The sequence below is a fragment of the Paraburkholderia sp. RL17-373-BIF-A genome (assembly GCF_046030175.1).
Lineage (GTDB): Bacteria > Pseudomonadota > Gammaproteobacteria > Burkholderiales > Burkholderiaceae > Paraburkholderia.
Window position 1 is genome coordinate 56,305 of the sequence record NZ_JARESO010000005.1, and the last position, 26,022, is coordinate 82,326.

18 protein-coding genes are annotated in these 26,022 nt (G+C 64.2%); 3 read left to right on the top strand and 15 right to left on the bottom strand.

What is annotated here, in order from left to right:
- Positions 1-131: 131 nt before the first annotated feature.
- The 11 genes from lpxD to rpsB form a co-directional block, all read right to left on the bottom strand.
- Positions 132-1,244, bottom strand: coding sequence for a UDP-3-O-(3-hydroxymyristoyl)glucosamine N-acyltransferase (lpxD, locus tag P0D80_RS07720; protein WP_408175954.1), 1,113 nt, complete (start codon positions 1,242-1,244; stop codon positions 132-134).
- 56 nt (positions 1,245-1,300) lie between these two features.
- The gene (locus P0D80_RS07725; protein ID WP_181916899.1) at positions 1,301-1,822 is read right to left on the bottom strand and encodes an OmpH/Skp family outer membrane protein; all 522 of its coding nucleotides are present in this window, start codon (positions 1,820-1,822) and stop codon (positions 1,301-1,303) included.
- A gap of 61 nt (positions 1,823-1,883) precedes the next feature.
- The gene (bamA, locus tag P0D80_RS07730; protein WP_132373932.1) at positions 1,884-4,187 is read right to left on the bottom strand and encodes an outer membrane protein assembly factor BamA; all 2,304 of its coding nucleotides are present in this window, start codon (positions 4,185-4,187) and stop codon (positions 1,884-1,886) included.
- Between the two features lie 67 nt (positions 4,188-4,254).
- A complete protein-coding gene (rseP, locus tag P0D80_RS07735) occupies positions 4,255-5,640 on the bottom strand; it encodes an RIP metalloprotease RseP (protein WP_408282612.1) in 1,386 nt (461 codons plus the stop codon).
- Between the two features lie 7 nt (positions 5,641-5,647).
- A complete protein-coding gene (locus P0D80_RS07740) occupies positions 5,648-6,853 on the bottom strand; it encodes a 1-deoxy-D-xylulose-5-phosphate reductoisomerase (protein WP_408282615.1) in 1,206 nt (401 codons plus the stop codon).
- A gap of 10 nt (positions 6,854-6,863) precedes the next feature.
- Positions 6,864-7,685: a phosphatidate cytidylyltransferase gene (locus P0D80_RS07745; RefSeq protein ID WP_408282617.1), complete on the bottom strand. Its 822-nt coding sequence runs from the start codon at positions 7,683-7,685 to the stop codon at positions 6,864-6,866.
- The gene (gene uppS, locus P0D80_RS07750) at positions 7,679-8,461 is read right to left on the bottom strand and encodes a polyprenyl diphosphate synthase (RefSeq protein ID WP_011488864.1); all 783 of its coding nucleotides are present in this window, start codon (positions 8,459-8,461) and stop codon (positions 7,679-7,681) included. The genes P0D80_RS07745 and uppS overlap by 7 nt, the downstream gene beginning before the upstream one ends.
- Before the next feature lie 64 nt (positions 8,462-8,525).
- Positions 8,526-9,086, bottom strand: a complete 561-nt coding sequence (gene frr, locus P0D80_RS07755) for a ribosome recycling factor (RefSeq protein ID WP_012433445.1) — start codon at positions 9,084-9,086, stop codon at positions 8,526-8,528.
- Between the two features lie 100 nt (positions 9,087-9,186).
- Entirely contained in the window at positions 9,187-9,900 is a 714-nt protein-coding gene (pyrH, locus tag P0D80_RS07760) for a UMP kinase (protein WP_011488865.1), read from the bottom strand.
- 221 nt (positions 9,901-10,121) lie between these two features.
- Entirely contained in the window at positions 10,122-11,003 is an 882-nt protein-coding gene (gene tsf / locus P0D80_RS07765; protein WP_408282620.1) for a translation elongation factor Ts, read from the bottom strand.
- A 205-nt stretch (positions 11,004-11,208) separates the two neighbouring features.
- Positions 11,209-11,961, bottom strand: a complete 753-nt coding sequence (gene rpsB, locus P0D80_RS07770; RefSeq protein WP_132373926.1) for a 30S ribosomal protein S2 — start codon at positions 11,959-11,961, stop codon at positions 11,209-11,211.
- Positions 11,962-12,407: 446 nt separating this feature from the next.
- Between rpsB and map the strand changes: the two genes are divergently transcribed.
- From map to P0D80_RS07785, 3 genes are read left to right on the top strand one after another with little or no spacing between them, the layout of a single operon-like run.
- A complete protein-coding gene (gene map, locus P0D80_RS07775; protein WP_132373925.1) occupies positions 12,408-13,217 on the top strand; it encodes a type I methionyl aminopeptidase in 810 nt (269 codons plus the stop codon).
- 30 nt (positions 13,218-13,247) lie between these two features.
- Positions 13,248-15,827, top strand: a complete 2,580-nt coding sequence (locus tag P0D80_RS07780; RefSeq protein ID WP_132373924.1) for a [protein-PII] uridylyltransferase — start codon at positions 13,248-13,250, stop codon at positions 15,825-15,827.
- Positions 15,828-15,833: 6 nt separating this feature from the next.
- Entirely contained in the window at positions 15,834-18,113 is a 2,280-nt protein-coding gene (locus P0D80_RS07785) for a pseudouridine synthase (protein WP_408282623.1), read from the top strand.
- A 123-nt stretch (positions 18,114-18,236) separates the two neighbouring features.
- Here P0D80_RS07785 and def read toward each other — a convergent pair whose 3' ends face one another.
- The 4 genes from def to smc form a co-directional block, all read right to left on the bottom strand.
- Positions 18,237-18,770 carry a peptide deformylase gene (gene def, locus P0D80_RS07790; protein WP_012433453.1) on the bottom strand — a complete coding sequence of 178 codons (534 nt, stop codon included), beginning with the start codon at positions 18,768-18,770 and terminating at the stop codon, positions 18,237-18,239.
- Positions 18,767-20,833: an NAD-dependent DNA ligase LigA gene (gene ligA, locus P0D80_RS07795; RefSeq protein WP_408175946.1), complete on the bottom strand. Its 2,067-nt coding sequence runs from the start codon at positions 20,831-20,833 to the stop codon at positions 18,767-18,769. The genes def and ligA overlap by 4 nt, the downstream gene beginning before the upstream one ends.
- Positions 20,834-21,023: 190 nt before the next feature.
- On the bottom strand, positions 21,024-22,316 hold the full coding sequence (locus P0D80_RS07800) for a cell division protein ZipA C-terminal FtsZ-binding domain-containing protein (protein ID WP_408175945.1): 1,293 nt from the start codon (positions 22,314-22,316) through the stop codon (positions 21,024-21,026).
- 106 nt (positions 22,317-22,422) lie between these two features.
- A complete protein-coding gene (gene smc, locus P0D80_RS07805) occupies positions 22,423-25,941 on the bottom strand; it encodes a chromosome segregation protein SMC (RefSeq protein ID WP_408282626.1) in 3,519 nt (1,172 codons plus the stop codon).
- Positions 25,942-26,022: the final 81 nt, after the last annotated feature.

Here is a 26,022-nt window from a genome sequence, read left to right on the forward strand (position 1 = left end):
GCGCTCGCCGTGACCCGGCGGCCGCGCCACCCGGTCACGGCAACCGACTTTGCTTCCTGATGCTTGCCCGCCATTTTACGCGGAGCCGGCAGGTTGCCCTGCGAAATGCCTAGCCAGTTGCCTTAAGATTTTCAGACTTTGTCGCCTGCGGCCTTGCTTGCTGCGTTGGCCACGGGGCTGTCTTGCTTCTCTGCCGCGGCGTTTTCAAGCGCCTTGATACGATCGCGGAGTTTGTCGATATTGCGCAGCAACGCCGCGCTCTTGTTCCAGTCTGCATGGTTCACGGCCGGGAAGGCACTGGTGTACATACCAGGCTTGAGCAGCGACTTCGAGACGCCCGACTTTGCCGTGACGATCACATAGTCGGCCAGCGTGACGTGTCCGGCAATCCCGACCGCGCCGCCGATCATGCAATGACGCCCGATCGTGGTGCTGCCCGCGATGCCCGCGCAGCCGGCGATCACCGTATAGGCGCCGACCTTGCAGTTGTGGCCGATCTGCACGAGGTTGTCGATCTTCACGCACTCTTCGATGATCGTGTCGGCCATGGCGCCACGGTCGATGGTGGTGTTCGCGCCGATTTCGACATCTGCCGCGATCGACACGCCGCCGACCTGCGGAATCTTCACCCAGCTGCCGGTACGCGCCTCACCCTCGCCGACGAAATCCGGCGCGAAACCGAAACCGTCCGAGCCGATCACCGCGCCCGCGTGCACGATCACGCGCTCGCCGAGTTTGCAACCGTGGTACACCGCGACATTGGGATAAAGATGCGAGCCCGCGCCGATGCGCGTGCCACGGCCGATCACGACATTGGCGTCGAGCCGCACGTTTTCGCCGATCACCGCGCCCGCTTCCACCGTGACGTGCGGGCCGATCACCGCGCTTGCGGCGATCTGTGCCGACGGGTCGATGGTCGCGCTCGGATGCACGCCGGGCGCCGCCTTGGGTGCCGCGAGGTCGATGAAGGTTTGTGCGACGCGCGCGAAGTAAGCGTACGGATTCGGCGTGACGATGAAGTTACGATTCTCGCGGGAGGCGAGCTTGGCGAGGTCGTCGGCGTTGATCAACACCGCGCCCGCACGGGTCGTTTCGACCTGCGACAGGTACTTCGGATTGGCGAGGAACGCCAACTGGTCCGGGCCTGCCTGGTCGAGCGGCGCGAGACCGCCGACGCGCTGCGAACCGTCTCCGACTACTTCACCGCCGAACCGTTGGACGATGTCCTCGAGCGTAAATGCCATGCCTATCCTGTCTCCTGTGTCTACCTGCTCCGGACCACTCAGCCCGCCAGCCCCGTTCAGTTACCCGACGCCGCCAGCGCCTTGAGCACCTGATCGGTGATGTCGATGCGCGGGCTCACGTACACCGCTTCCTGAACGATCAGGTCATAGTGCTGCGCCTCGGCGATCTGCTTGATCACCTTGTTGGCGCGGTCGAGCACCGCCGCCAGCTCTTCGTTGCGGCGCTGGTTCAGATCTTCACGAAACTCGCGTTGCTTGCGCTGGAAGTCCGTGTCCAGCTGCGACAGATCACGCTGCTTCTGCGCGCGATCGGCCGGCGACATGGACGCGCCGTTCTTGTCGAGGGAATCGGACATCGACTTCAGCTTCTGCGCCATGTCGGCAAGGTCCTTGTCACGCTTGGCGAACTCGGCCTCGAGCTTGACCTGCGCAGCCTTCGCGGCAGCGGATTCGCGCAGGATACGGTCGGAATTCACCGCCGCGATCCTGGCCTCCTGCCCATGGGCAACCCCGACACCCAAGGTCATTGCCAGCGCCAGCGCGCACGCCACACGTTTCGAAAACATACCGGTTAGCAAAGTCATCCTCTCGATACTGTAGTTTGGCCGGGCCGGCCGCCGGGAACCGTCCGCCGCCGGATCAGAATGCCGTCCCGATCTGGAACTGGAATTTCTGATACTGGTCACCTTCATGCTTGACCAGCGGGAAACCCAAGCTGAGCTTGAGCGGGCCGATCGGCGAGATCCACGCGAGACCGACACCGTAACCGTAACGCAGGCCGTTGGCGCCGATACTGTTGCCTTCCGTACCCCAGACGTTACCGGCGTCGAGGAACGTGAAGACACGCAGCGTGCGGTCGTAGCCCGTGCCCGGCAGCGGGAACGTCAACTCGATGTTACCCACCAGCAGCTTCGAGCCGCCGATCGGGTCGTTCGTCTTGGCGTCGCGCGGACCCAGCGAGCTCGGCTCGTAGCCCCGTACCGAACCGATACCACCCGCATAGTAGTTCTTGAAAATCGGATAAGGCTTGCCGCCGAGGCCGTTACCGTAACCGCCCTGGAAGTTGAAGCCCAGCACGAAGCCGCGCGCAAACGAATAATAGTACTGCGCGTTGATGTCGGCCTTGTAGTACTGCGTGCCGCCGATCGGCGTGCCGTATTCAGCGTTCGCCTGCGTGAAGTAACCGCGGCTCGGCACCAGCGCGCTGTCTCGCGCGTCGCGCGACCAGCCCACCGTGATCGGCACGTTGTTCGACACACGGCCGAACTCGTTCACGTAGTCGATGTAACTCTGCGGCGTGTTCGCGTCGACATCCAGCTGGTTCTGCTCGAGGCCGGCACCGAAGTACACCGTGTCGACTTCGGAGAACGGAATACCGAACTTCAGGTCGCCACCGACCGTGACGATCTTGAAGCTCGAATCCGTCGAGTAGTACAGCGGCTGATACGTGCGGTAATAGACGTCGGTAATGCGCTTGATGCCGTCGACCGTGAAGTACGGGTCGACCTGCGTGACCGTCAAGGTACGATACGTCTTGGCGGTATTCACGTTCACCGCGAGGCTCGTACCCGAACCGAACACGTTGTCCTGCGACACGCCTGCCGAGAGCACCACCTTGTCGGTCGACGAGAAGCCCGCGCCCAGCGTGATCGCGCCCGTCGGCTTTTCGGCCACCTTGACGTCGACGTCGACCTGGTCCGGCGTGCCTTCGACCGGCACCGTGGTCACGTCCACATCCGTGAAGTAGCCGAGACGGTTGATCCGGTCTTTCGACAGCGCGAGGCGGTTCGAATCGAACCACGAGCTTTCGAGCTGGCGCATTTCGCGGCGCACCACTTCGTCACGCGTACGCGTGTTGCCGACCACGTTGATGCGGCGCACGTAGACGCGGCGGCTCGGGTCCACCTGCAACGTGAGGTCGACCTTATGATTGGCCTGATCGATCTGCGGCTGCGCATTGACGGTGGCGAACGCGTAGCCGTATTCGCCGAGCTTGTCGACGATAGCCTTGGTGGTGGCTTGCAGCTTTTCAGCCGAGAAACGGTCACCCGGTTTGATCTTGATGAGCTTGGCCAGCTCCGGCTCGCGGTCGAGCAGATTGCCCGCCAGCTTGATATTCGAAATCGTGTACGGCTCGCCTTCGTGCAGCGTGACCGTCAGATACATGTCCTTCTTGTCCGGCGAGATAGACACCTGCGTCGAGTCGATGTTGAACTCGAGGTAGCCGCGATTCAGGTAATACGAGCGGACGTTTTCGAGGTCGCCGGTAAGCTTGTCTTTCGCGTACAGGTCATTCTTCGTGTACCACGAGAACCAGTTCGGCGTGGACAACTGCATTTCGTCGCGCAGCGTGCCCGTGCTGAACGCCTTGTTGCCGATGAAGTTGATCTGGCGGATCTTCGCGCTCGGACCTTCGGCCACCGAGAACAGCACCGACACGCGATTGCGGTCGATCGGCGTGATCGTGGTGGTGACTTCAGCGGCGTAGTAGCCGCGCGTCAGATACTGACGCTTCAGTTCCTGCTCGGCCTTATCGACCAGCGCCTTGTCGTAGTAACGGCCTTGCGACAAACCCACGGCGCGCAGCGCCTTGGTCAGGTTTTCCTTGTCGAACTCATGAATGCCGGCGAAGTCGATCGTGCCGATGGCCGGACGTTCCAGCACCTGCACGATGACGACGTTGCCTTCGGTCGCGATCTTGACGTCGTTGAAGAAGCCCGTGGCATACAGAGCGCGAATGGCTTCCGATGCCTTGTCGTCGCTGAAGGTGTCGCCTTGCTTGATGGGCAGATAGGCGAACACGGTACCAGGTTCGACGCGTTGCAATCCCTCGATCCGGATGTCTTGCACCACGAAGGGCGTCGTTGCGTGAGCAACCAGCCCATGCGCGGCGAATGCCGCGGCTATAACCGTCTTTGGAACAAAGCGATGAGGTTTAAACAACGTGCTTCCCCAGTGTGTATAGCTGCATCAGGTCGGGCGGTCGCCATCGTGAACGCCGCCGAACACTTTAAAAATGGATTAAACGAGCCAGATCGTTGAACAGCGCGATCGCCGACAATGCGACGATGCAGGCGAGACCCGCCCTCTGAAAAACGAGTTGCCAGCGATCGGAGACAACTTTACCGGTCACAGCTTCAACCAAATAATATAACAGATGACCCCCGTCCAATACCGGAATTGGTAACAGGTTCAGTACACCAAGGCTAATACTGACAAGGGCCAGGAACGACAGGAATGCAGAAGGACCTAGACGTGCGCTCTTTCCTGCGTAATCGGCGATCGTCACCGGACCGGAAAGATTTTTCAGCGACGCCTCGCCGACCACCATCCTGCCGAACATGCGCACCGAATACACCGCGAGATCCCACGTGCGGTGCGCACCCAACTGCAAGCTTTCAATCGGACCGTAATGCACGTCGATCGACGGCACTTGCGTGGCCAGTTCCGCGCCGATGCGGCCGATCTGCTGACCTGTCGTTTCATCACGCTGTGCCTGCGGCACGATGCTCACGTCTTCGAGCTTGCCCGCCGCCTTGCCGCCACGCTCGACCTGCAGCGTCACCGCTTTGCCGGCGTGCGATTTTACATAAGCGATGAAGGCCGTGGCGTTGTCGGTCGGAATGCCGTCGACGGCACGCAGACGATCACCCGCAACCAGCCCGGCCTTTTGCGCCGCGCTACCCGGCTGCACGCCCGCGACCGTCAGCTTGCCACCACCCGGCTCGAAACCGAGATGCGACATGAAGTCGTCGTCGACGTCTTTCTCGCCGAGGCCGCGCAGATCGAGTTGGAAATCCGACGTGCCGTGCGCATCTTTCGCGCTCAGCACGACGCGCTTGTGATCGAATGCCGCACCCAGCAGCTTCCAGCGCAGGTCCGACCAGGAGCGCACCGGCTCGGACTCGCCGGCGTTCTCGGCACGCACGGCCACGATCGTTTCGCCGCCGTCGAAACCGGCAACTGCCGCGGGCGTATTCGGCGCGGGCGCGGCGACCACCGCCGCCGGCTCCGTCACGCCGGTGGCGAAGACGAGCGCGAACAGCACGATGGCTAGCAGGAAGTTCGCGACCGGACCGGCCGCGACTATCGCAAAACGGCGCCACACGGACTGCCGGTTGAACGCATGCGGCAACGCTTCAGCGGGGATCGGCTCGGCGCCGGTCTCGCGCTCGTCGAGCATCTTCACGTAGCCGCCGAGCGGCAGCGCGGCAATGGTCCATTCGGTGCCCGTCTTCGGGCTCACCCATTGGAACAGCGGCTTGCCGAAGCCGATCGAAAAACGCAGCACCTTGACGCCGCACAGGCGCGCCACGCTGTAATGCCCGTATTCGTGGACGACCACGAGTACGCCAATCGCGACCGCGAAGGCGAGCAGTTCGATCAGCAGGTTCATGTGCGCCTCACTGGACGGCGCGTTCCGTTCGACGAGCGCCGTCGGGCAGACGCGCGATGAATTCGGCAGCGGCGCGACGCGCGGCGGCATCCGCTTCGATCACGTCTTCGAGCGCGTGCGCGCTGCGGTTCGGCAACGCGTTGAGCACCGCGTCGACCACCTGGGCAATCGTCATGAAACCGATCTGGCGCGCGAGGAACGCTTCAACCGCGATTTCGTTCGCGGCGTTCAGGGCCGCGCTCGCGAGGCCTCCCTCAGCCAGTGCCTTCACTGCAAGGGCAAGACACGGAAAGCGCGTGTAATCCGGCTTCTCGAACGTGAGCGACGCGACCTGCAGCAGATCGAGTTGCGCCACGCCCGAATCGACGCGATCCGGAAACGCCAGCGCGTGCGCGATCGGCGTGCGCATGTCGGGATTGCCGAGCTGCGCGAGCACCGAGCCGTCCGCGTACGACACCATTGAGTGGATCACGCTCTGCGGGTGAATCAGCACCTCGATGCGCTCGCCCGGCAAACCGAACAGCCAGTGCGCCTCGATCACTTCGAGGCCCTTGTTCATCATGGTGGCCGAGTCGACCGAAATCTTGCGGCCCATGACCCAGTTCGGATGCTTACAGGCTTCTTCCGGCGTGACGTCGGCGAGCGTGGCCGGTTCGCGCGTGCGGAACGGGCCGCCCGACGCGGTCAGAATGATCTTGGAGACGCCGCCGTGCAGCGCGGCTTCGCGCGGCAGGCATTGGAAAATCGCGTTGTGTTCGCTGTCGACCGGCAGCAGCACGGCGCCGTTGTCGCGCACCGCGTCCATGAAGATCGCGCCGGACATGACCAGCGCTTCCTTGTTGGCGAGCAGGATGCGTTTGCCGGCGCGCGCGGCGGCGAGAGTCGGCGCAAGACCGGCCGCGCCGACGATTGCCGCCACCACCGTATCGCAGCCGTCGCTCTTCGACACGTCGACGAGCGCCTGCGGTCCGTACGTGACCTCGGTCTTGCAACCGGCTGCGCGCAGTTTCGCCGCGACGCTCGCGGCCGTGTCGGCGTCGCCGACCACCGCGACTTCGGGCTGAAAGCGCAGGCATTGCTCGACGAGCTTGTCGCCGTTGCGATGCGCGGAGAGCGCATAAACCGAAAAACGCTCGGGATGACGCGCGACGACGTCGAGCGTGCTGTCTCCAATCGAGCCCGTGGAACCGAGCAATGTCAGACGTTTTTGCATATCTCTTTCTCTAGCCGAGCAGCAGCATGGCAAGCGGCAGCACCGGCAACAAGGCATCGATGCGGTCGAGCACGCCGCCGTGCCCCGGCAACAGGCCGCTTGAATCTTTCACACCGGCCTGGCGTTTCATCATCGATTCGAACAGGTCGCCCACCACGCTGAATGCCACCAGCAGGGTCAGCGCGAGCAGCGTGCGTACGGCGCCCAAATGCGCCAGCAGCGCAGAATACAGGGTCGGCTCGAACGCATGCAAAAAGACCGCCGCCGCCGCGACGATCATCACCACCAGCCAGCCGCCGATCGCGCCCTCCCAGGTCTTGCCCGGACTGATGGCAGGCGCCAGCTTGTGTTTTCCGAACGCTTTTCCAGAGAAGTATGCGCCGATATCGGCCAGCCATACCAATAGCAGCAGCGACAGCACGAACGGCACGCCCTGCATGCGCGCGGCGACGAGAGCATGCCAGCACGCGACAAATACCACAATGCCGGCAAGAAACAGAAAGGGACGCCAGGCGCCCTGCGCGAGCGTGGGCTTGCGCAGCAGCACGAACGGACCGGCGATCACCCAGAAAATAGCAGCGGCCTGAAATAGCGGCCGCGCCTCTTCGATCCCGGCGCCGAGGCGCGTGCTGGCGACCAGCGCCACCGCCGCCACCAGCGCGTAAATGACCGGGCCCGCGCCGCCCAGCTTGAGCAGGCGCGCCCACTCCCAGGCGGCGAACACGACGACGAAGGCGATCAACGCGCCGAATGCGCCCACCGGCGCGAACAACGTGACCGGCAGGAACACCGCCAGCAGGATGATCGCCGTGATGACACGGGTTTTTAGCATGGAAGCGAATCGACGTTTTGCGATTGCGGCTCGAGTTGAGCACTGGTGCGGCCGAAGCGGCGTTCGCGCTCCGCGTACGAAGCGATGGCATGGCCGAGCGCGTCGGCGTCGAAATCCGGCCAGAACGTGTCGGTGAAGTAGAACTCGGTGTAGGCGAGCTGCCACAGCAGGAAGTTGCTGACACGGCGCTCGCCGCCCGTGCGGATGAAGAGATCCGGCTCCGGCGCATAAGCCATGGACAGGTGCTCGGCGAACGATTCCTCGGTCACCTCGACCGCCTTGCCCGCCAGCGCCGACTGTTCGGCGAGCTTGCGGGTGGCCTGCATGATGTCCCAGCGGCCGCCGTAATTCGCGGCGATTGTGAGCGTGAGACGGGTATTGCGCGCGGTCTTGGTCTCCGCGCGCCTGATCAGGTCGCGGATGCGCGTATCGAAGCGGGACAGATCGCCCACCACGCGCAACCGGATGCCGTTCGCGTGCAGCTTGCCGATCTCGCGCTCCAGCGCGGTCACGAACAGGCGCATCAGGAACGACACTTCGTCGTTCGGACGACGCCAGTTTTCCGAGCTGAAAGCGAACAGCGTCAGATATTCGACACCCTGACGGGCGCACGCCTCGACGGCCGCGCGCACTGCGTCGACGCCGCGCGTATGGCCCGCCACGCGCGGCAAGCGCCGCTGGGTGGCCCAACGGCCGTTGCCGTCCATGATGATCGCGATATGTCGCGGCACCGCGGCGACATCAGGCACGCGCACGGTTGAGCTGGTATAGGTCATGGCCGTCGGGACAGTGACTGCAAATAAAAGAAGTGGAAACCTGAAAGTGCTGAGCCGACCGGCCTCAGACCGTCATGATCTCGGCTTCCTTCGTCACGACGAGCTTGTCGATTTCGGCGACGAACTTGTCCGTCAGCTTCTGAACGTCGTCACCTGCACGACGCTCGTCGTCTTCCGAAATTTCCTTGTCTTTCACGAGCTTTTTCAGTTGCTCGTTAGCGTCACGGCGCAGGTTGCGCACTGCGACCTTGGCCGTTTCCGCTTCGCTCTTGACCACTTTGGTCAGTTCGCGGCGGCGTTCTTCCGTCAGCGCGGGCATCGGCACGCGGATCACGTCGCCTTGCGTGGCCGGGTTCAGACCCAGGTCCGACTCGCGGATCGCCTTTTCGACGACCTGCACCATCTTCTTTTCCCACGGCTGCACGCCGATCGTGCGTGCGTCGATCAGAGTCAGGTTCGCGACTTGCGAAATCGGCACCGGCGAACCGTAGTAGTCGCACTGGATGTGATCGAGCAGGCCCGTGTGCGCACGGCCCGTGCGGATCTTCGACAGGTCGTTCTTGAACGCGTCGATGGAGCGCTGCATCTTTTGTTCAGCGCCCTTCCTGATATCAGCCACAGACATTTTTAAACCTCCGAACCTTCAAAACGGTGCGAGCCGGCCAGCGCGCGCAAGATGCGGCGGCCCGGGCTCGCGCGAAAGCCCACGTTATGTGAACGAGAGTTTACACGTGGACGAGGGTACCCTCGTCCTCGCCTTGTACGATGCGCTTGAGCGCGCCCGGTTTGACGATCGAAAACACCCGGATCGGCAGCTTCTGGTCGCGGCACAGCGCGAACGCCGTGGCGTCCATCACCTGCAGATTGCGGCCGATCGCCTCGTCGAAGCTGATCGTGGTGTAACGCGTCGCGCTCGGGTCCTTCTTCGGGTCGGCGGAATACACGCCGTCCACCTTGGTGGCTTTCAGCACGACTTCCGCGCCGATTTCCGAGCCGCGCAAAGCGGCGGCCGTGTCGGTCGTGAAGAACGGGTTGCCGGTGCCGGCCGCGAAAATCACGACTTTGCCTTCTTCGAGCTGGCGAATCGCGCGGGGCCGGATGTACGGCTCGACCACCTGGTCCATGCGCAGCGCCGATTGCACGCGCGCCTCGATGCCGGCGTGGCGCATGGCGTCCTGCAGTGCCAGCGCGTTCATCATGGTGGCCAGCATGCCCATGTAGTCGGCCGTGGCGCGGTCCATACCCGCCGCGCCGCCCGCGACGCCGCGGAAAATATTGCCGCCGCCGATCACCACGGCCAACTGCGTTCCGAGACGGACCACTTCGGCCACGTCCGCCACCATTCGTTCGATGGTCGCGCGATTGATACCAAAGGCATCGTCGCCCATCAGAGCTTCACCGGAGAGTTTGAGCAGGACGCGTTTATAGGCAGTGGGCATAGGGGTATCCAGATCGCGCAGAACAGGGCAACAACAAGGGACTAATGTAGGGGTGAAATGCTGATTCGGGCAAGCGTCGCCAAATTGACGAACCCTGGGGTTCGCCAGCGGCGGCTGCGCGGCGAGGGTCAACCCGCGCGCAGCCTTGCGGCGCTGCCGACCGCGGCAAAGTCTTGCTCCGCCGCGGGTCCAACGATATTGCAGTGAAGCTTGGGTGAGACTTATTGTTGCTTTGCAGCAGCGACTTGAGCGGCGACTTCAGCGGCGAAGTCGTCCTGCTTCTTCTCGATGCCTTCACCGACCACGAACAGCGCGAACTTCTGCACTCTCGAATTGCCAGCCTTCAGCATCTGCTCGATCGTCTGCTTGTCGTTCTTAACGAACGTCTGGTTCAGCAGCGATACTTCCTTCAGGTACTTCTGCACGCTGCCGTCGACCATCTTGGCGACGATTTCAGCCGGCTTGCCCGATTCGGCGGCCTTCTGTTCAGCAATGCTGCGTTCCTTGGCGATCAGATCCGCCGGCACGTCTTCCGACGACAGCGACACCGGCTTCATCGCGGCGATGTGCATCGCGACGTCCTTGCCGACCTGCTCGTCCGCGCCGGTGTACTCGACCAGCACGCCGATACGCGTGCCGTGCAGGTACGCCGCCAGCTTGTTCGAGGTTTCGAAACGCACGAAACGGCGGATCGACAGGTTTTCACCGATCTTGCCGACCAGTGCCAGGCGCACTGCGTCGACGGTCGAACCGTCCAGCGGCAGTGCCGCCAGCGCTGCGACGTCAGCCGGGTTTTGCGTGGCGACCAGCTCGGCGACTTGCTTCGAGAAAGCCAGGAAGTCGTCGTTCTTCGAGACGAAGTCGGTTTCGCAGTTCAGTTCGACCAGCGAACCCGCGTTGCCACCGATGAACGATGCGACCACGCCTTCAGCCGTCACGCGCGACGCTGCCTTGCTGGCCTTGTTGCCCAGCTTCACGCGCAGCAGCTCTTCAGCGCGCGCCATGTCGCCGTCGGCTTCCGTCAGCGCCTTCTTGCATTCCATCATCGGCGCGTCGGTCTTTGCGCGCAGTTCTGCAACCATGCTTGCGGTAATTGCCGCCATCATTTGCTCCTTGAGTTCCGTCTGTCACACGCCGCCCGGACTTCGATGCCGGCGGCAAGAATTCGTTTCAGCGTTGACCGTACTTTTTTACGGAGAACGCCTCGGGCACTGCTTCGAACACTGCCGGCAGCGCCCACCACAATGTCGCGGCTTAAAAAAAGGGGGCCTGTAGAAAGCCCCCTTTTTTGCCGGACACGGGGCAGCTTTACGCTTCCGAGTTGACCTCGACGAACTCGTCGCCGTCGCCACCACGTGCAGCTTGCACCACTTCGTTGACCGCGTTCGCACGGCCTTCGACGATCGCGTCAGCCACGCCAGCCGTGTACAGAGCGACAGCCTTCGAAGCGTCGTCGTTACCCGGGATCACGTAGTCGATGCCTTCCGGCGAGTGGTTCGTGTCGACCACGGCGATGACCGGAATGCCGAGCTTGTTCGCTTCGGTCACGGCAATCTTGTGGTAGCCGACGTCGACCACGAAGATCGCGTCCGGAATGCCGCCCATGTCCTTCACGCCGCCGATCGACTTTTGCAGCTTGGCCATTTCGCGTTCGAACAGCAGCGCTTCCTTCTTGCTCATGCGTTCGGTTTCGCCTGCTTCCAGCGCTGCTTCCATGTCCTTCAGGCGCTTGATCGAGACCTTCAGCGTCTTGAAGTTGGTCAGCATGCCGCCGAGCCAGCGCGCGTTGACGAACGGCATGCCAGCGCGTTGTGCTTCTTCAGCGATCGTGTCGCGCGATTGACGCTTCGTGCCGACGAACAGGATCGTGCCGCGATTGGCTGCCAGTTGACGCGCGTACTTCAGCGCGTCGTTGTACATCGGCAGCGTCTTTTCGAGGTTGATGATGTGAATCTTGTTGCGATGACCGAAAATGAAGGGGGCCATCTTCGGGTTCCAGAAGCGCGTTTGGTGACCGAAGTGGACACCGGCTTCCAGCATTTGACGCATGGTAACTGCCATGAAAATCTCCGCGAGGGTTGGGTCTTAAGCCGGCTGCCGTATCGGCCGCGTTGCCATAAATCTCTCTGGCTGAACGCGGCGGACACCCTGGGTGCGCCGGCCTGCGAGTCTGCTGCCTTGTTGCTTCCGCTTTCGCTTCTGCATTCACCTCATAGCGCAGGCAACCGGCGTTATGAGAAGCCATTCTTGCCGCTTTTTTGTCCATATGGACGAATAAAGTAAGACAGAGATCGACTTAGCCAAAGATTATAGCACGCGACTATTGCACGACTCAACCTGCCCGGTAGTCCTGTTCACGGCCGCGGGGTTGCACCCGCGCGGGCACCGCCCGCCTCGAACGAGCCCGCCGGGGAGACAGTGAAACGCGCCGGCCCCGTCGCAAAAGGCTGCGGCAGCCGGAATATGGTGCGATAATCCTGCAATAAATCGCATTTCAGGCCCGACTCATGGCTATTACGCTCAAAAACGAACACGATATCGCGCAGATGCGCGTCGCCTGCAAACTGGCAAGCGAAGTGCTCGACTACATCACCCCGTTCGTCACGGCCGGCGTCACGACCGGTGAACTCGACCGTCTGTGCCACGAATACATGCTGAAGGAACAGGGCACAGTCCCGGCGCCGCTGAATTATCAGCCGCCCGGCTACCCGCCCTATCCGAAAGCCACCTGCATTTCAGTCAACGACGTGATCTGCCACGGCATTCCCGGCGACAAAACGCTGAAGAACGGCGACGCGCTGAACATCGACGTCACCGTGATCAAGGAAGGCTATTTCGGCGACACCAGCCGTATGTTCATCGTCGGTGAAGGCTCGATCCTGGCCAAGCGCCTCGTCCAGACTACTTTCGAATGCATGTGGCTCGGCATCGACCAGGTGCGCCCGGGCGCGCATCTCGGCGACATCGGCTACGCGATCCAGAAACATGCGGAAGGCCAGGGCTACAGCGTGGTACGCGAATACTGCGGCCACGGCATCGGCACGGTATTCCACGAAGACCCGCAGATCCTGCACTACGGCCGCCCCGGCACCGGGCTCGAATTGCAGACCGGCATGATCTTCACGATCGAGCCGATGATCAACGCCGGCCGCCGCGACATTCGCACCATGCCGGACCAGTGGACCGTCAAGACCAAGGACCGCAGCCTGTCGGCGCAGTGGGAACATACCATCCTCGTCACCGAAACCGGCTACGACGTGCTGACCGTATCCGCCGGCACGCCCGCGCGTCCGCCGGTCGTCGCGGCCACGGCCTGACCGACTTCCGACCTCACCGCCTCCCTGCCAATGAGTAGTGTTCCAGCCGTCGCCCAATCCCCTGCCACGTCGCTCAAGGCGGAGTACAAAGTGGCCAAAGCCCAACTCCTGGAACGCTTCAAGACGGCCACCAACGTCGACGCGTTGATGGCGTCGTTGGCGCGCGCCACGGACGACTCCCTGCGCGCCGCCTGGAACACCTGTGAGTTGCCGCCCGAACTGGCGCTGGTAGCGGTAGGCGGCTACGGGCGCGGCGAACTGGCGCCGCATTCCGACATCGACATTCTGGTCCTGCTGCCCGACGCGCCGATCGAGCATCTCGAAGCGCGCATCGAACGCTTTATCAGCCTCGCCTGGGATTTGGGGCTGGAGCTCGGCAGCAGCGTGCGCAGCGTGTCGCAATGTCTCGAAGAAGCCGCCAACGACGTCACCGTGCGCACCTCGCTGCTCGAGGCACGGCGCATTACCGGCAGCGCCACGCTATTCGACGACTTCGCGAAGCGTTACCGCGAAGCGCTCGACCCGAAGGCCTTCTTCCAGGCCAAAGTGCTGGAAATGCGTCAGCGTCACGCCAAATTCCAGGACACGCCCTACTCGCTCGAACCCAATATCAAGGAGAGCCCGGGCGGCCTGCGCGACCTGCAACTGATCCTGTGGATCACCCAGGCGGCCGGTTTCGGCAGCAGCTGGCGCGAACTCGAGGCGCGCGGCCTGATCACCGAGCGCGAGGCGCGCGAACTGCGCCGTAACGAGAGTTTCCTGAAAGCGCTGCGCGCCCGGCTGCACGTGATCGCCGGCCGTCGTCAGGACATCATGGTGTTCGACCTGCAAACGGCGGTGGCCGAGAGCTTCGGCTATAAGCCGACCGCCACCAAGCGTGCGAGCGAACAGCTCATGCGCCGCTATTACTGGTCGGCCAAGGCTGTCACGCAGCTCGCCACGATCCTGATCCAGAACATCGAAGCGCAGCTCTTCCCCAGCACGAGCGGCATCACGCGCGTGCTGTCGGATCGCTTCGTCGAAAAGCAGGGCATGCTGGAAATCGCCAGCGACGACGTGTTCCAGCGCGAGCCGAACGCGATCCTCGAGGCCTTCCTGCTGTACGAGCAGACGCCCGGCGTGAAAGGCCTGTCGGCGCGCACGCTGCGCGCGATCTACAACGCCCGCGACGTGATGGACCAGCACTGGCGGCGCGACCCGGAAAACGGTCGCCTCTTCATGGACATCCTGAAGGAGCCGGCCGGCATCACCCACGCGCTGCGTCTGATGAACCAGACCAGCGTGCTGGGGCGCTATCTGCTGAACTTCCGGCGCATCGTCGGACAAATGCAGCACGATCTGTATCACGTCTACACCGTCGACCAGCACATCCTCATGGTGCTGCGCAATCTGCGCCGCTTCGCGGTGGCCGAACACGCGCACGAATATCCGTTTTGCAGCCAGTTGATCGCCAACTTCGACCGGCCGTGGGTGCTGTACGTGGCGGCGCTGTTTCACGATATCGCCAAAGGCCGCGGCGGCGACCATTCCACGCTCGGCATGGCCGACGCGCGGCGCTTCTGCCGCAATCACGGCATCACGGGCGAGGACGGCGAACTGGTGGTGTGGCTGGTCCAGCAACATCTGACCATGAGCCAGGTCGCGCAAAAGCAGGACACGAGCGACCCGGAAGTCATCAAGCGCTTTGCCGAACTGGTCGGTACCGAGCGCCGCCTCACGGCGCTCTATCTGCTGACCGTGGCCGACATTCGCGGCACCAGCCCGAAAGTCTGGAACACGTGGAAAGGCAAGCTGCTGGAAGACCTGTACCGCGCCACGCTCGCCGTGCTCGGCGGCGCGCGGCCGGATGCGCATTCGGAACTGAAGTCGCGTCAGGAAGAAGCGCTTGCGCTGCTGCGCCTCGAAACCGTGCCGGAAGGCGCGCAAAAGGCGCTGTGGGACAAGCTCGACATCGGCTATTTCCTGCGTCACGACGCGGCGGATATCGCGTGGCAAACGCGTGTCTTGTACCGCCACGTGGAAACGCCGACGCCGATCGTGCGGGCCCGTCCGTCGCCGATCGGCGAGGCGCTTCAGGTGCTGGTGTACGTGAAGGATCAGCCGGATCTGTTCGCCGGCATTTGCGCGTATTTCGACCGCAATGGCCTGTCGGTGCTCGATGCGCGGGTCAGCACGACCCGTCACGGGTACGCGCTCGATAATTTCCTCGTCGCGCATACCGAAGAAGACGTGCATTATCGCGATATTGCCAATCTGGTCGAACAGGAACTGACCGCCCGCCTCACTGGTGACGGCACCCTGCTTCCGGGACCGTCGAAAGGCCGTTTGTCGCGGCTGTCGCGGACCTTCCCTGTTACCCCGCGCGTCGATCTTCGGGCCGACGAGCGCGGCCAATATTACATCCTGTCCGTGTCGGCGAACGACCGGCCAGGCCTTCTTTATTCGATCGCGCGTGTGCTGGCCGAGCATCGGGTCGGCGTCGCTTCGGCGCGGATCAATACGCTCGGCGAACGCGTCGAAGACGTGTTCCTGCTGGATGGACACGGTCTGTCGGACAACCGCCTGCAAATTCAGGTCGAGACCGAACTGCTGCGCGCGATCGCAGTGTGAGATTTCATGCGAGTCAAATTAACAGCCAAGCACCCGCGGCCGGCTTCGTCCGAACGCGCCCCTGTCCGTACCGGCAGCACGTCGGCGCGTAAGCCGACGCGCCCGGCGGGCCCCAGGCCGGCGACGCCGGGATCGAGCGGGGCGCGGGGTGAAGGCGCTGGCGCGGCGGGCGGCGGCAAGCGACCGGCTGGCGCCGGCAAACCGGCTGGTTCTGGCGCACGTACTGCGCGTCCTGCAAGGGCTGAAGGATCGTTTTCGCGCGAGCGGGACGCTGGCGGCGCGCATCGCGCGGCGTCCGATCGGCCGCCGCGTCGCGAGGGCGCGGGTGGTGCGCCGCGCCGCTTTGAAGGTGGCGGTGATCGTGCGCCGCGTCGGGATGACGGTGAGCGCACGCCGCGTCGATTTGAAGGTGGTGGTGATCGTAGCGAACGCGCGCCGCGTAAGGCCGAGGGTGAACGGGGTCCGCGCCGGTTTGAAGGCAGTGGCGACCGCGCCCCGCGTCGGGACGCTGGAGAACGCGCACCGCGTCGATTTGAAGGTGGCGCGGATCGTAGCGAACGCGCGCCGCGTAAGGCTGACGGCGAGCGTAGCCAAGGCGCGCCGCGTCGTTTTGAGGGAAGTGCGGACCGTACGGGTAGCGCGCCGCGCCGTTTTGAAGGCGCAGGCGATCGCGTTGAACGGGCTCCGCGCCGCTTCGAAGGTGGCGGTGAGCGCGGCGAACGGGCTCCTCGTCGGTTCGAGGGCGGTGGTGACCGCGCCGATCGCGCGCCACGCCGGTTTGAAGGTGCGGCCGATCGAGGTGAACGTGCGCCGCGTCGCTTTGAAGGCGGTGCCGACCGCGGTGACCGCGCGCCGCATCGTGAAGCCGGTGCCCGAACGGAAGGTGCGCCCCGCCGTTTCGAAGGCAGCACGGATCGCAGCGAACGCGCTCCGCGCAGCTTTGGTGATCGCGCCCCGCGCCGCGACGACGGCGAACGCCGTCCGTTCAGCGGTGCTCGTCCAGGCGCAAGCCGTCCGTCGGAAGGCGGTCCGCGTGGCGAGCGACCGGAGCGCCGTGAACGCGACGCATCTGATCGACCGCGCTTCGGCAGCGACCGTGGCGCTCCGCAAGAGCGCCGCGCCGGCGAGCGTGGGCCGCGCAGCGACAGCGCGCCGCGCCGTTTCGAAGGCGAGCGCGGTGCGTCCGAACGTGGCGAACGCAGCTTCGCGAAACCCATCAAAACCGGCTACGGCGACCGCGGCCGGGCAGACCGTCCGGCACGCGCTCCGCGCGACGACCGCGGCGAACGCGCCCCGGCCAAACACGAATTCGGCGACCGTCCGGCCCGCGGCGCTGAGCGCACCGAGCGCACCGACCGTGGCGAACGCCCGGCCCGCAGCTTCGACAAGACGCTGCCGGCCGCCGGCCGTCGCTTCGGCGACGAGCGCCCCGCGCGCGCCGACAAACCGCGCGGCCCGGCCCGAGCCGAACGCGGCAGCGAAACCGATGCCGCTCCGCGCACGCCGCGTCGCGACTACGAAGACGCGCCAGGCACGCTGCGCCTGTCCAAGCTGATGTCCGAACTCGGCCTGTGCTCGCGCCGCGAAGCCGACGAGTGGATCGAAAAAGGCTGGGTGCTGGTGGACGGCGAGCGCATCGACACGCTCGGCACGAAGGTTCGTCCGGACCAGCGCATCGAAATCGACCCCGCCGCCGAAGCCGCGCAAGCGAGCCAGGTGACGGTGCTGATCCACAAGACGGTGGGTTTCGTCTCGGGTCAGGCGGAAGACGGCTATCAGCCGGCCATCACGCTGGTCACGCCGGCGAATCGCTGGGAAGGCGATCGCTCGGACATCCGCTTCTCCGTGTCGCATTTGCGCCAGCTTGCGCCGGCCGGCCGTCTGGATATCGATTCGACGGGCTTGCTGGTGCTGACGCAAGACGGCCGCATCGCCAAGCAGCTGATCGGCGGCCATTCCGAGATCGACAAGGAGTATCTGGTGCGCGTGGCGTTTGGTGAGCACACCACCGACGTCGAAAGCCACTTCCCGCCGGAAAGTCTCGCGCTGCTGCGCCACGGCCTGTCGCTCGACGACGTGCCGCTGAAGCCCGCCCAAGTAAGCTGGCAGAACGGCGAGCAGTTGCGTTTCGTGCTGCGCGAAGGCAAGAAGCGGCAGATTCGCCGCATGTGCGAACTGGTCGGCCTCGAAGTGATCGGCCTGAAGCGCGTACGCATGGGCAGTGTGATGCTGGGCGCGCTGCCGCCGGGCCAATGGCGTTATCTGGCGCCGGACGAGTCGTTCTGAAGCCGGGCGTCTGAAGGCGCTCTGGCGCTTCCAACAAAAAACCCACGCATTTGCGTGGGTTTTTTGATTCCTACACCAAGCCGAAGCTGCAAAAGCGCGGCAACCGAAGCAGCGCAAGCCGCCTCAATCGTCGCTATTCGGATCCATATCCGGAAACAACACTTCGGTGAAGCCGAACTTCGCGAAATCGTTGATCCGCATCGGATACAGCTTGCCGATCAGGTGATCGCACTCATGCTGCACGACGCGCGCGTGAAAGCCCTCTGCGACGCGGTCGATCGGCTTGCCGTATTGATCGAAGCCGTGATACTTGATCATCGAAAACCGGCTCACCGCGCCGCGCAGACCCGGCACCGAGAGGCACCCCTCCCAGCCCTCTTCCATGTCCAGCGAGACCGGCGTGATGGTCGGGTTGATCAGCACCGTTTCCGGCACCGGCGGCGCGTCCGGATAGCGCTCGTTGTGCCCGAAGCCGAAGATCACCACCTGCAGATTGACGCCGATCTGCGGCGCGGCGAGGCCCGCGCCGTTTGCGTCGTGCATGGTCTCGAACATGTCTTTGACGAGTTCATGCAACTCGGGCGTGTCGAAGTGATCGACCGGATCGGCAATGCGCAAAAGGCGCGGGTCGCCCATCTTGAGAATTTCGCGGATCATAACTGCCCCTCCAGGAGCTTACGCATACCATCTTCGTCGAGTACGGGGACGCCGAGTTCCTCAGCCTTCGCCAACTTGCTGCCCGCGTCGGCTCCCGCCACCACATAGTCGGTTTTCTTCGATACGGAGCCGGCCACTTTCGCGCCGGCCGCTTCCAGCATTTCCTTCGCCTCTTCGCGCGCGAGGCTCGGCAAGGTGCCGGTCAGCACGACCGTCTTGCCGGCCAGCACGCCTTGCGGCGCTCTGGGCGCGGGCGGCCCTTCCGGCCACGTGACCTTGCCCGGCGCGCGCAACTGCTCGATCACCGTGCGGTTGTGTTCCTCGGCGAAGAACTGATGAATCGACTCGGCGACCACCGGCCCCACGTCGTTGACCTCCAGCAAGGCTTCGACCGAAGCGTCCATGATCGGATCCAGCGAGCCGAAGTGCTTGGCCAGATCCTTCGCCGTCGATTCGCCCACATGCCGAATGCCGAGCGCGTAGATGAAGCGCGCCAACGTGGTGTGCTTGCCCTTCTCGAGCGAGTCGAGCAGATTCTGCGCGGACTTTTCGGCAAAGCGATCGAGTTCGGCGAGCGTCGCAAAACCGAGGTTGAACAGATCGGCAGGCGTGCGCACCAGATTCTGCTCGACCAGTTGGTCGATGATCTTTTCGCCGAGACCATCGATGTCCAGCGCGCGCCGCTGTGCGAAATGCCATAGCGCCTGTTTGCGCTGCGCGGGACAGAACAGCCCACCGGTACAACGAGCGATCGCCTCGTCCGGCAGCCGCTCGATACTCGAGCCGCACACGGGACATTGCGTCGGCATCACGAATTCGCGGGCGTCGGAAGGACGCCGGTCGAGCAGCGCGCTCACCACTTCGGGAATCACGTCGCCGGCGCGCCGCACGATCACCGTGTCGCCGATGCGGATATCCTTGCGGCGCACTTCGTCTTCGTTGTGCAGCGTGGCGTTCGTGACCGTCGCGCCGCCGACGAACACCGGCTCCAGCCGCGCCACCGGCGTAATCGCGCCGGTCCGGCCGACCTGCACGTCGATCGCGACCAGTTTGGTCAACGCTTCCTGCGCCGGGAATTTATGCGCCAGCGCAAAGCGCGGAGCGCGCGACACGAAGCCGAGCGCGTCCTGCTCATCGCGCCGGTTGACCTTGTAGACCACGCCGTCGATGTCGTACGGCAGGTTCTCGCGCTTTTCGCCAACGCTGTGAAAGAAGCCCAGCAAACCCTGCGCGCCCTGCACCACCGCCCGTTCGCCGTTCACCGGCAAGCCGAGTTCCTTGTACCAGTCGAGCAGTTCGCTGTGCGTGGCCGGCATCTCCATGCCTTCGAGCACGCCGATTCCGTAAGCGAAAAACGACAGCGGCCGGTGCGCGGTGATCTTCGAATCGAGCTGCCGCAAACTGCCCGCCGCGGCGTTGCGCGGATTGGCGAATTCGCGCTGTTCCGCGGCCCGCTGGCGTTCGTTCAGACGCTCGAAATCGCGCTTGAACATCAGCACTTCGCCGCGCACGTCGAGCACGTGCGGGACGCGTTTGCCCTTGAGCTTGAGTGGAATGGAGCGGATCGTGCGGACGTTTTCGGTGACGTTCTCGCCGGTCGTGCCATCGCCGCGCGTGGAGGCTTGCACGAACGCGCCGTCGACGTAACGCAGCGAGATGGCGAGGCCATCGAATTTCAGCTCGGCCGCGTAGTCGACCGGCACCGGCGGCTCGCTTGCGTTCTTGCCGAGCGCGTCGCCGACGCGCTTGTCGAACGCGACGATGTCTTCATCGGCGAAACCGTTGTTCAGCGACAGCATGGGCTGGTCGTGCACGACCGGCTCGAAGCCGCTCGCCGCCTCGCCGCCCACGCGCTGGGTGGGCGAATCCGGCACGATCAGGTCCGGATGCTCCGTCTCGATACTCTCCAACTCTTTGAACAGCTTGTCGTATTCCGCGTCAGGCAGGTCCGGCTGGTCGAGCACGTAGTACGCGTAGTTGGCGCGTTCGAGTTCCGCGCGCAGCCACGCGGCACGCTCTGCCGGGGCGTTGGTTGCGGGATGTGAGGCGGAGGTTCGGGCCATGCTGTCGGAAGGTTCGTCAGTGAAGTTCAGACATTGGATTATCGCAGGAAGCGTGCCCCTTTACATCGGCCGAATGGCCAGTTTCGACGCGTTGCGCGTCCGGTCGACCGGCTCGCATCAAGGCGCTGCCTGAAACGACAACGGCCGCACATCGTGCGGCCGTTGGAGACACCGGTAAAACGTAAAAAATTTACTGGCTGAACAAACGCCGCGTGGCCGGCGAGCCGGCCGGGATGCCCGCCTGTTCGAGCTTCGCGTAGAGCGTCATCAACTGCTTTTCGATAGCGAGCAAGGCGGTTTCCGGCAACGGACGGCGGCCGTCGTCGACCACCCGCCCGCCGATGCGCTCGGCCAACGATTTCGCGTAGTCGCACATCAGGCGGAACGGCAGAATGTCTTCGTCGGCCACCGGCACGTCGAGCACCAGCGTGATCATCTGGCCGCCCTTGTAGGTCAGGTCGTCGCGCAGGAAGTTGGTGTCGCCGAACTGCAGCATGAACACCGGGCTCTGCTTCGCGTCGAGCTTGACGAAACGCGTGCCGTCGCGCGACAGCAGCAGGCCGTCTTGCGATGCGACCGCCTGCACGTAATTGGCGGACCACGGCGCGCCGTCGGAGAGCACGTTGATCGACAACTGCGCGTCGCACTGTGCGGCGAAACCGTCGAGCTCGCGCGCCATCGCAACCGTTTCGAGCATGTCGGGGAATTCCGGCGATGCATCCAGCGCGTCGGCAAACTGCTGCACGCCGGTCACGAACTCGGAAAACTCCAGCTCGTTAAGGGCGCCACTGCGATTGGCCAGTTGCGCGGCCGCGCGCAGCTCTTCATAGCGCGCGCCGTTTTGCAGCAACTCCCACGCGCCGCCTTCGAGCTTGCCCTCGATATGCACCGGCTTGCTACCCGCGCGGCGCAGGCGCTGCGCAAGCGGAATCACCTTGTCGCCCGCGACCGGCCCGTTCAAACGGATCGGCACGATACAGTCGATGCGGCGATCGACGATAGCCGGCGGCGCCGACGAAATCGTCGTGGCAGCGGGCAGAATCGGTTCGACCGGCTCGCCGGCCTGGCGGGCGGCTTGCGCCGCCTTACCGGCCCCGGCGGTCTCGCCACTTTCGGCTTCAGCCACGCCCTCGGCTTCCGGATAGCCGTTCGGCGTGGTCGTCTCGGCCTGGATATCGGCCGGCGTGTCGAGTGGCGCCGTTCCGGCCGCCTGGCCGCCGAACGTCGGTTCGACGCGCGCCGCCGCGGTTTGCTCCGCCGCTTCGGCGCCCACCACCGGCTCGCGGCGCGTGGTCGGCCGGGCCGGTTCGATGAACGGGCTCTGCTCCTCCTGATCGTCCCGCGCGAGGTTTTCGGCAGTATCGGCCGGCATCGGCCGCGGCATCTTGCGGCGCACCTTCGCGCTCTGCCACGCGTTGTACACGACCACGCCTCCGACCACCACGGCACCCGCGCCGATCAAACCGAGTGTCAACTCGTCCATGCATGCTCCATCAGCAATTCTTTTATCTGCGCGGCTCTCTGCCCGCTCCACGTATCGCGCGGCCACCGGCCGCTGCGCTGAACGCGGACACCCGCGAAGGCTTGGTTTAAACGATATTCTGGGCGAAACCGGCAGCCGTTTCCATGTCGACAGCAACGATCCGCGACACGCCCTGCTCCTGCATGGTCACGCCGATCAACTGCTGCGCCATTTCCATCGCGATCTTGTTGTGCGAGATGAACAGGAACTGGGTTTTGTCCGACATCGCCCGCACGAGGTTCGCGAAACGTTCCGTGTTGGCGTCGTCGAGCGGCGCGTCCACTTCGTCCAGCAGACAGAACGGCGCGGGATTCAACTGGAACATCGCGAACACCAGCGCGGTCGCGGTCAGCGCTTTTTCGCCGCCCGACAGCAGGTGGATCGTCGAATTCTTCTTGCCCGGCGGCTGCGCCATCACCTGCACGCCGGCGTCGAGAATTTCGTCGCCGGTCATGATCAGCTTCGCTTGCCCGCCGCCGAATAGGCGCGGGAACAGTTCGCCGAAATGCTGGTTCACCTGGTCGAAGGTGCCTTGCAGGAGCGTGCGCGTTTCCGCGTCGATCTTGCGGATCGCGTCTTCGAGCGTTTCGATTGCGCTGTTCAGATCGGTCGATTGCGCATCGAGGAACGACTTGCGCTCGGTCGCCGCCTTCAACTCGTCGAGCGCGGCCATGTTGACCGGGCCGAGCGCCGTGATGGCGTTGTTGATGCGCGTGACTTCGCCCTGCAGGTACGACGGCTTCATGTCCGGCGTGAGCTTGGCCTGCAACTCGGCCTCGTCGACACCCGCCGCGGCCAGTTGCTCGATGAACTGCTCGCCGTTCAAACGCGCCGCCTGTTCCTTCAACTGCAATTCGTTGATGCGGTCGCGCAAAGGTTGCAGCGCGCGTTCGGCCATGAGACGCGTCTCGTCGGCGGCACGCAGCTTGGCGGTCAAATCGTCCAGTTCGAGGCGCGCGGCGTGCAGCGCTTCTTCCTTGACGGCGCGAATATCCAGCGCGTCTTGCAGGCCGGTGTGCGCGGTCTGCTCGTTGATGGTTTCCAGCTCGGCGCGCGCATCTTCCAGCGACGCCGCGACGCGCTCGCTCTGTTCGTGCGCGACCTGAATGCTGCGCTTCAGTTCGTCGATGCGGTTCGCCATGTTGCGCGCGGCAAAGCGCGCGTCGGTGGCGGCGCGGTCGAGATCGCGCGCCTGGCCGCGAGCGGCGGTGAGTTGTTCGTCGAGTGCTTCGAAGGCCAGTTGATGATCTTCGAAACGCGCCTGCAATTCGGCGAGCTCACCATCATGACGCTCGAAGTTCGCTTCCGACTCCGCCCGCATGGCACGCTGCTCTTCGATCTGCGCGGTGATCTCTTCGAGTTCCTCGCGAATCTGCGTGCTGCGCTGGGTGTAACGCTCATGCGCCTGGGTGAGCTTGAGCACGTCCATTTGCAAGGCATGCACGCGCTGCGTGGCGCGCTCCGCCTGCTGACGCACATCGGTCAGCGCATGGGCGGCTTGCGTGTGAGCGGCTTCGGCGCGGATCGCGGCGGCCTTCGCTTCGTCGGCGAGCAAGGCTTGCGCACGAACCTGACGCGCCAGATTTTCGATTTCCTGCTGACGGGCCAGCATGCCGGCCTGCTCGGAGTCGGCGGCATACAGTTGCACGCCGACGCGCGTCACCACATGCCCCGCCTTGACGACGAACGAGCCGCCTTCCGGCAACTGCGAGCGCATGGCGAGCGCCTGCTGCAGATCGTCGGCGACGAACGAGAGGCCGAGCCAGTCGTTCAGAACCGCGCGGATGCCCGCGTCGTCGATTCGCACCAGCGACAGCAGCGGCCGCAATGCAGGCGGCGTCGCAGCCGGCTGGCCGGCTACCGGCGGCGCATAAAAGGCGAGCTTGGCGGGCGGCGCATCGGTCGCGAACGCCTTGACCCAGTCGAGGTTCGACACTTCCAGCGCGGCGAGCCGTTCGCGCAACACGGCCTCGATCGCGGCTTCCCAACCGGCTTCGACATGCAGCTTCTTCCACAGACGCGGCAGGCCGCCCAATTCGTGCTTCTCGAGCCACGGCTGGATCTTGCCTTCGGTCTGGACGTTTTCCTGCAACTGCTTGAGCGCGGCAAGGCGCGCGTCGAGCTGGTGAATCTGGGCGCTTTCCGTTTGCACGCGCTCCTGCGCGGCGCGGCGTTCGCCGTCGAGCCGCGGCAGCGTTTCCTGCGCGTCAGCCAAACGCGTTTGCGCGTCGTGCAGGATTTCCTCGTGCTCGGCGAGCTGCATGCGCAGGTCTTCGAGCTGCGCTTCGTCGGGGGCGTCGAGACCGCCCGCTTCCGACTTCAAGCGCTCGTGACGCGCCTGCAGTTGCTGCAATTGCTGATCGGCATTGCGCTGATGCGCGGCTTCGAGCTTGAGCGCCTGTTCGGTCTGCGCGATCCCGCCGCGCTCGGCGTTCAACTCCGTTTGCGCATCGCGCCAGCGCGCTTCGAGCGCGGGCATCGCGTCGTGCTTGGCGGCGGCTTCGTCTTCGGCGAGCGCGGCTTTTTCCTCGGCGACGGCCAGTTGTTCCTCGGCGTCCGCGAGATCGTCTTGCGCTTTTTGCGCCTGCGACTGCCATTGCTCACGCTGCGCGTTCAGCGCGGCGATCTGCGCCTGCACGCGATTGCGCGATTCGACGATGAACTTGATCTCGGCTTCGAGCCGGCTGACTTCCGAATTCGCCTCGTAGAGCGCGCCTTGCGCTCCCTGCATCGCGTCGCTGGCGGAGTAATGCGCGACGCGCAGCGTTTCGAGTTGCGCTTCGACTTCGCGCAGCTTCGCGGTGTGCGCTTCGAGGTCGATCTGGGCCTGCTCGATCGCGCGTTGCTGGCGTTCCTGCTCGCCGCCGGCTTCGTTCTTGCGCAACAGCCACAGAAGACGCTGCTTCTCTTCGCCGTCGGCCTGCAGTTCTTTGTAGCGCGTGGCGACCACGGCCTGCGCTTCCAGCTTCTCGAGGTTCGCGCCCAGTTCTCGGACGATGTCCTCGACCCGCGTCAGATTTTCGCGCGTGTCGTGCAGACGGTTCTCGGTTTCGCGGCGGCGTTCCTTGTACTTCGACACGCCCGCGGCTTCTTCGAGGAACACGCGTAACTCTTCCGGCTTCGCCTCGATCAGGCGCGCGATCATGCCCTGCCCGATGATCGCGTAAGCACGCGGCCCGAGGCCGGTGCCGAGGAAGATGTCCTGAATGTCGCGGCGGCGCGCCGGCAGATTGTTGATGTAGTAGCTCGAGGTGCCGTCACGCGTGAGCACGCGCTTCACGGCGATTTCGGCATACTGCCCCCACTGCCCGGCGGCACGGCCGTCGGCGTTGTCGAACACCAGTTCGACGCTGGCGCGGCTACCGGGCTTCCGCGCGGTCGAGCCATTGAAGATCACGTCCTGCATCGACTCGCCGCGCAGCTCGGAGGCGCGCGATTCGCCGAGCACCCAGCGCACGGCGTCGATGATGTTGGACTTGCCGCACCCATTCGGTCCGACCACGCCGACTAGCTGGCCCGGGACCTGGAAATGCGTAGGATCGACGAATGACTTGAAGCCAGCGAGTTTGATCGAGGTCAGACGCACGGCGATTTCGCTGTTTGAAAAGGGAAAAAATAAGTGGCTCGTGAAGGCCGCGCCAGCCGTTCGCCAACAGAGCGATACGGC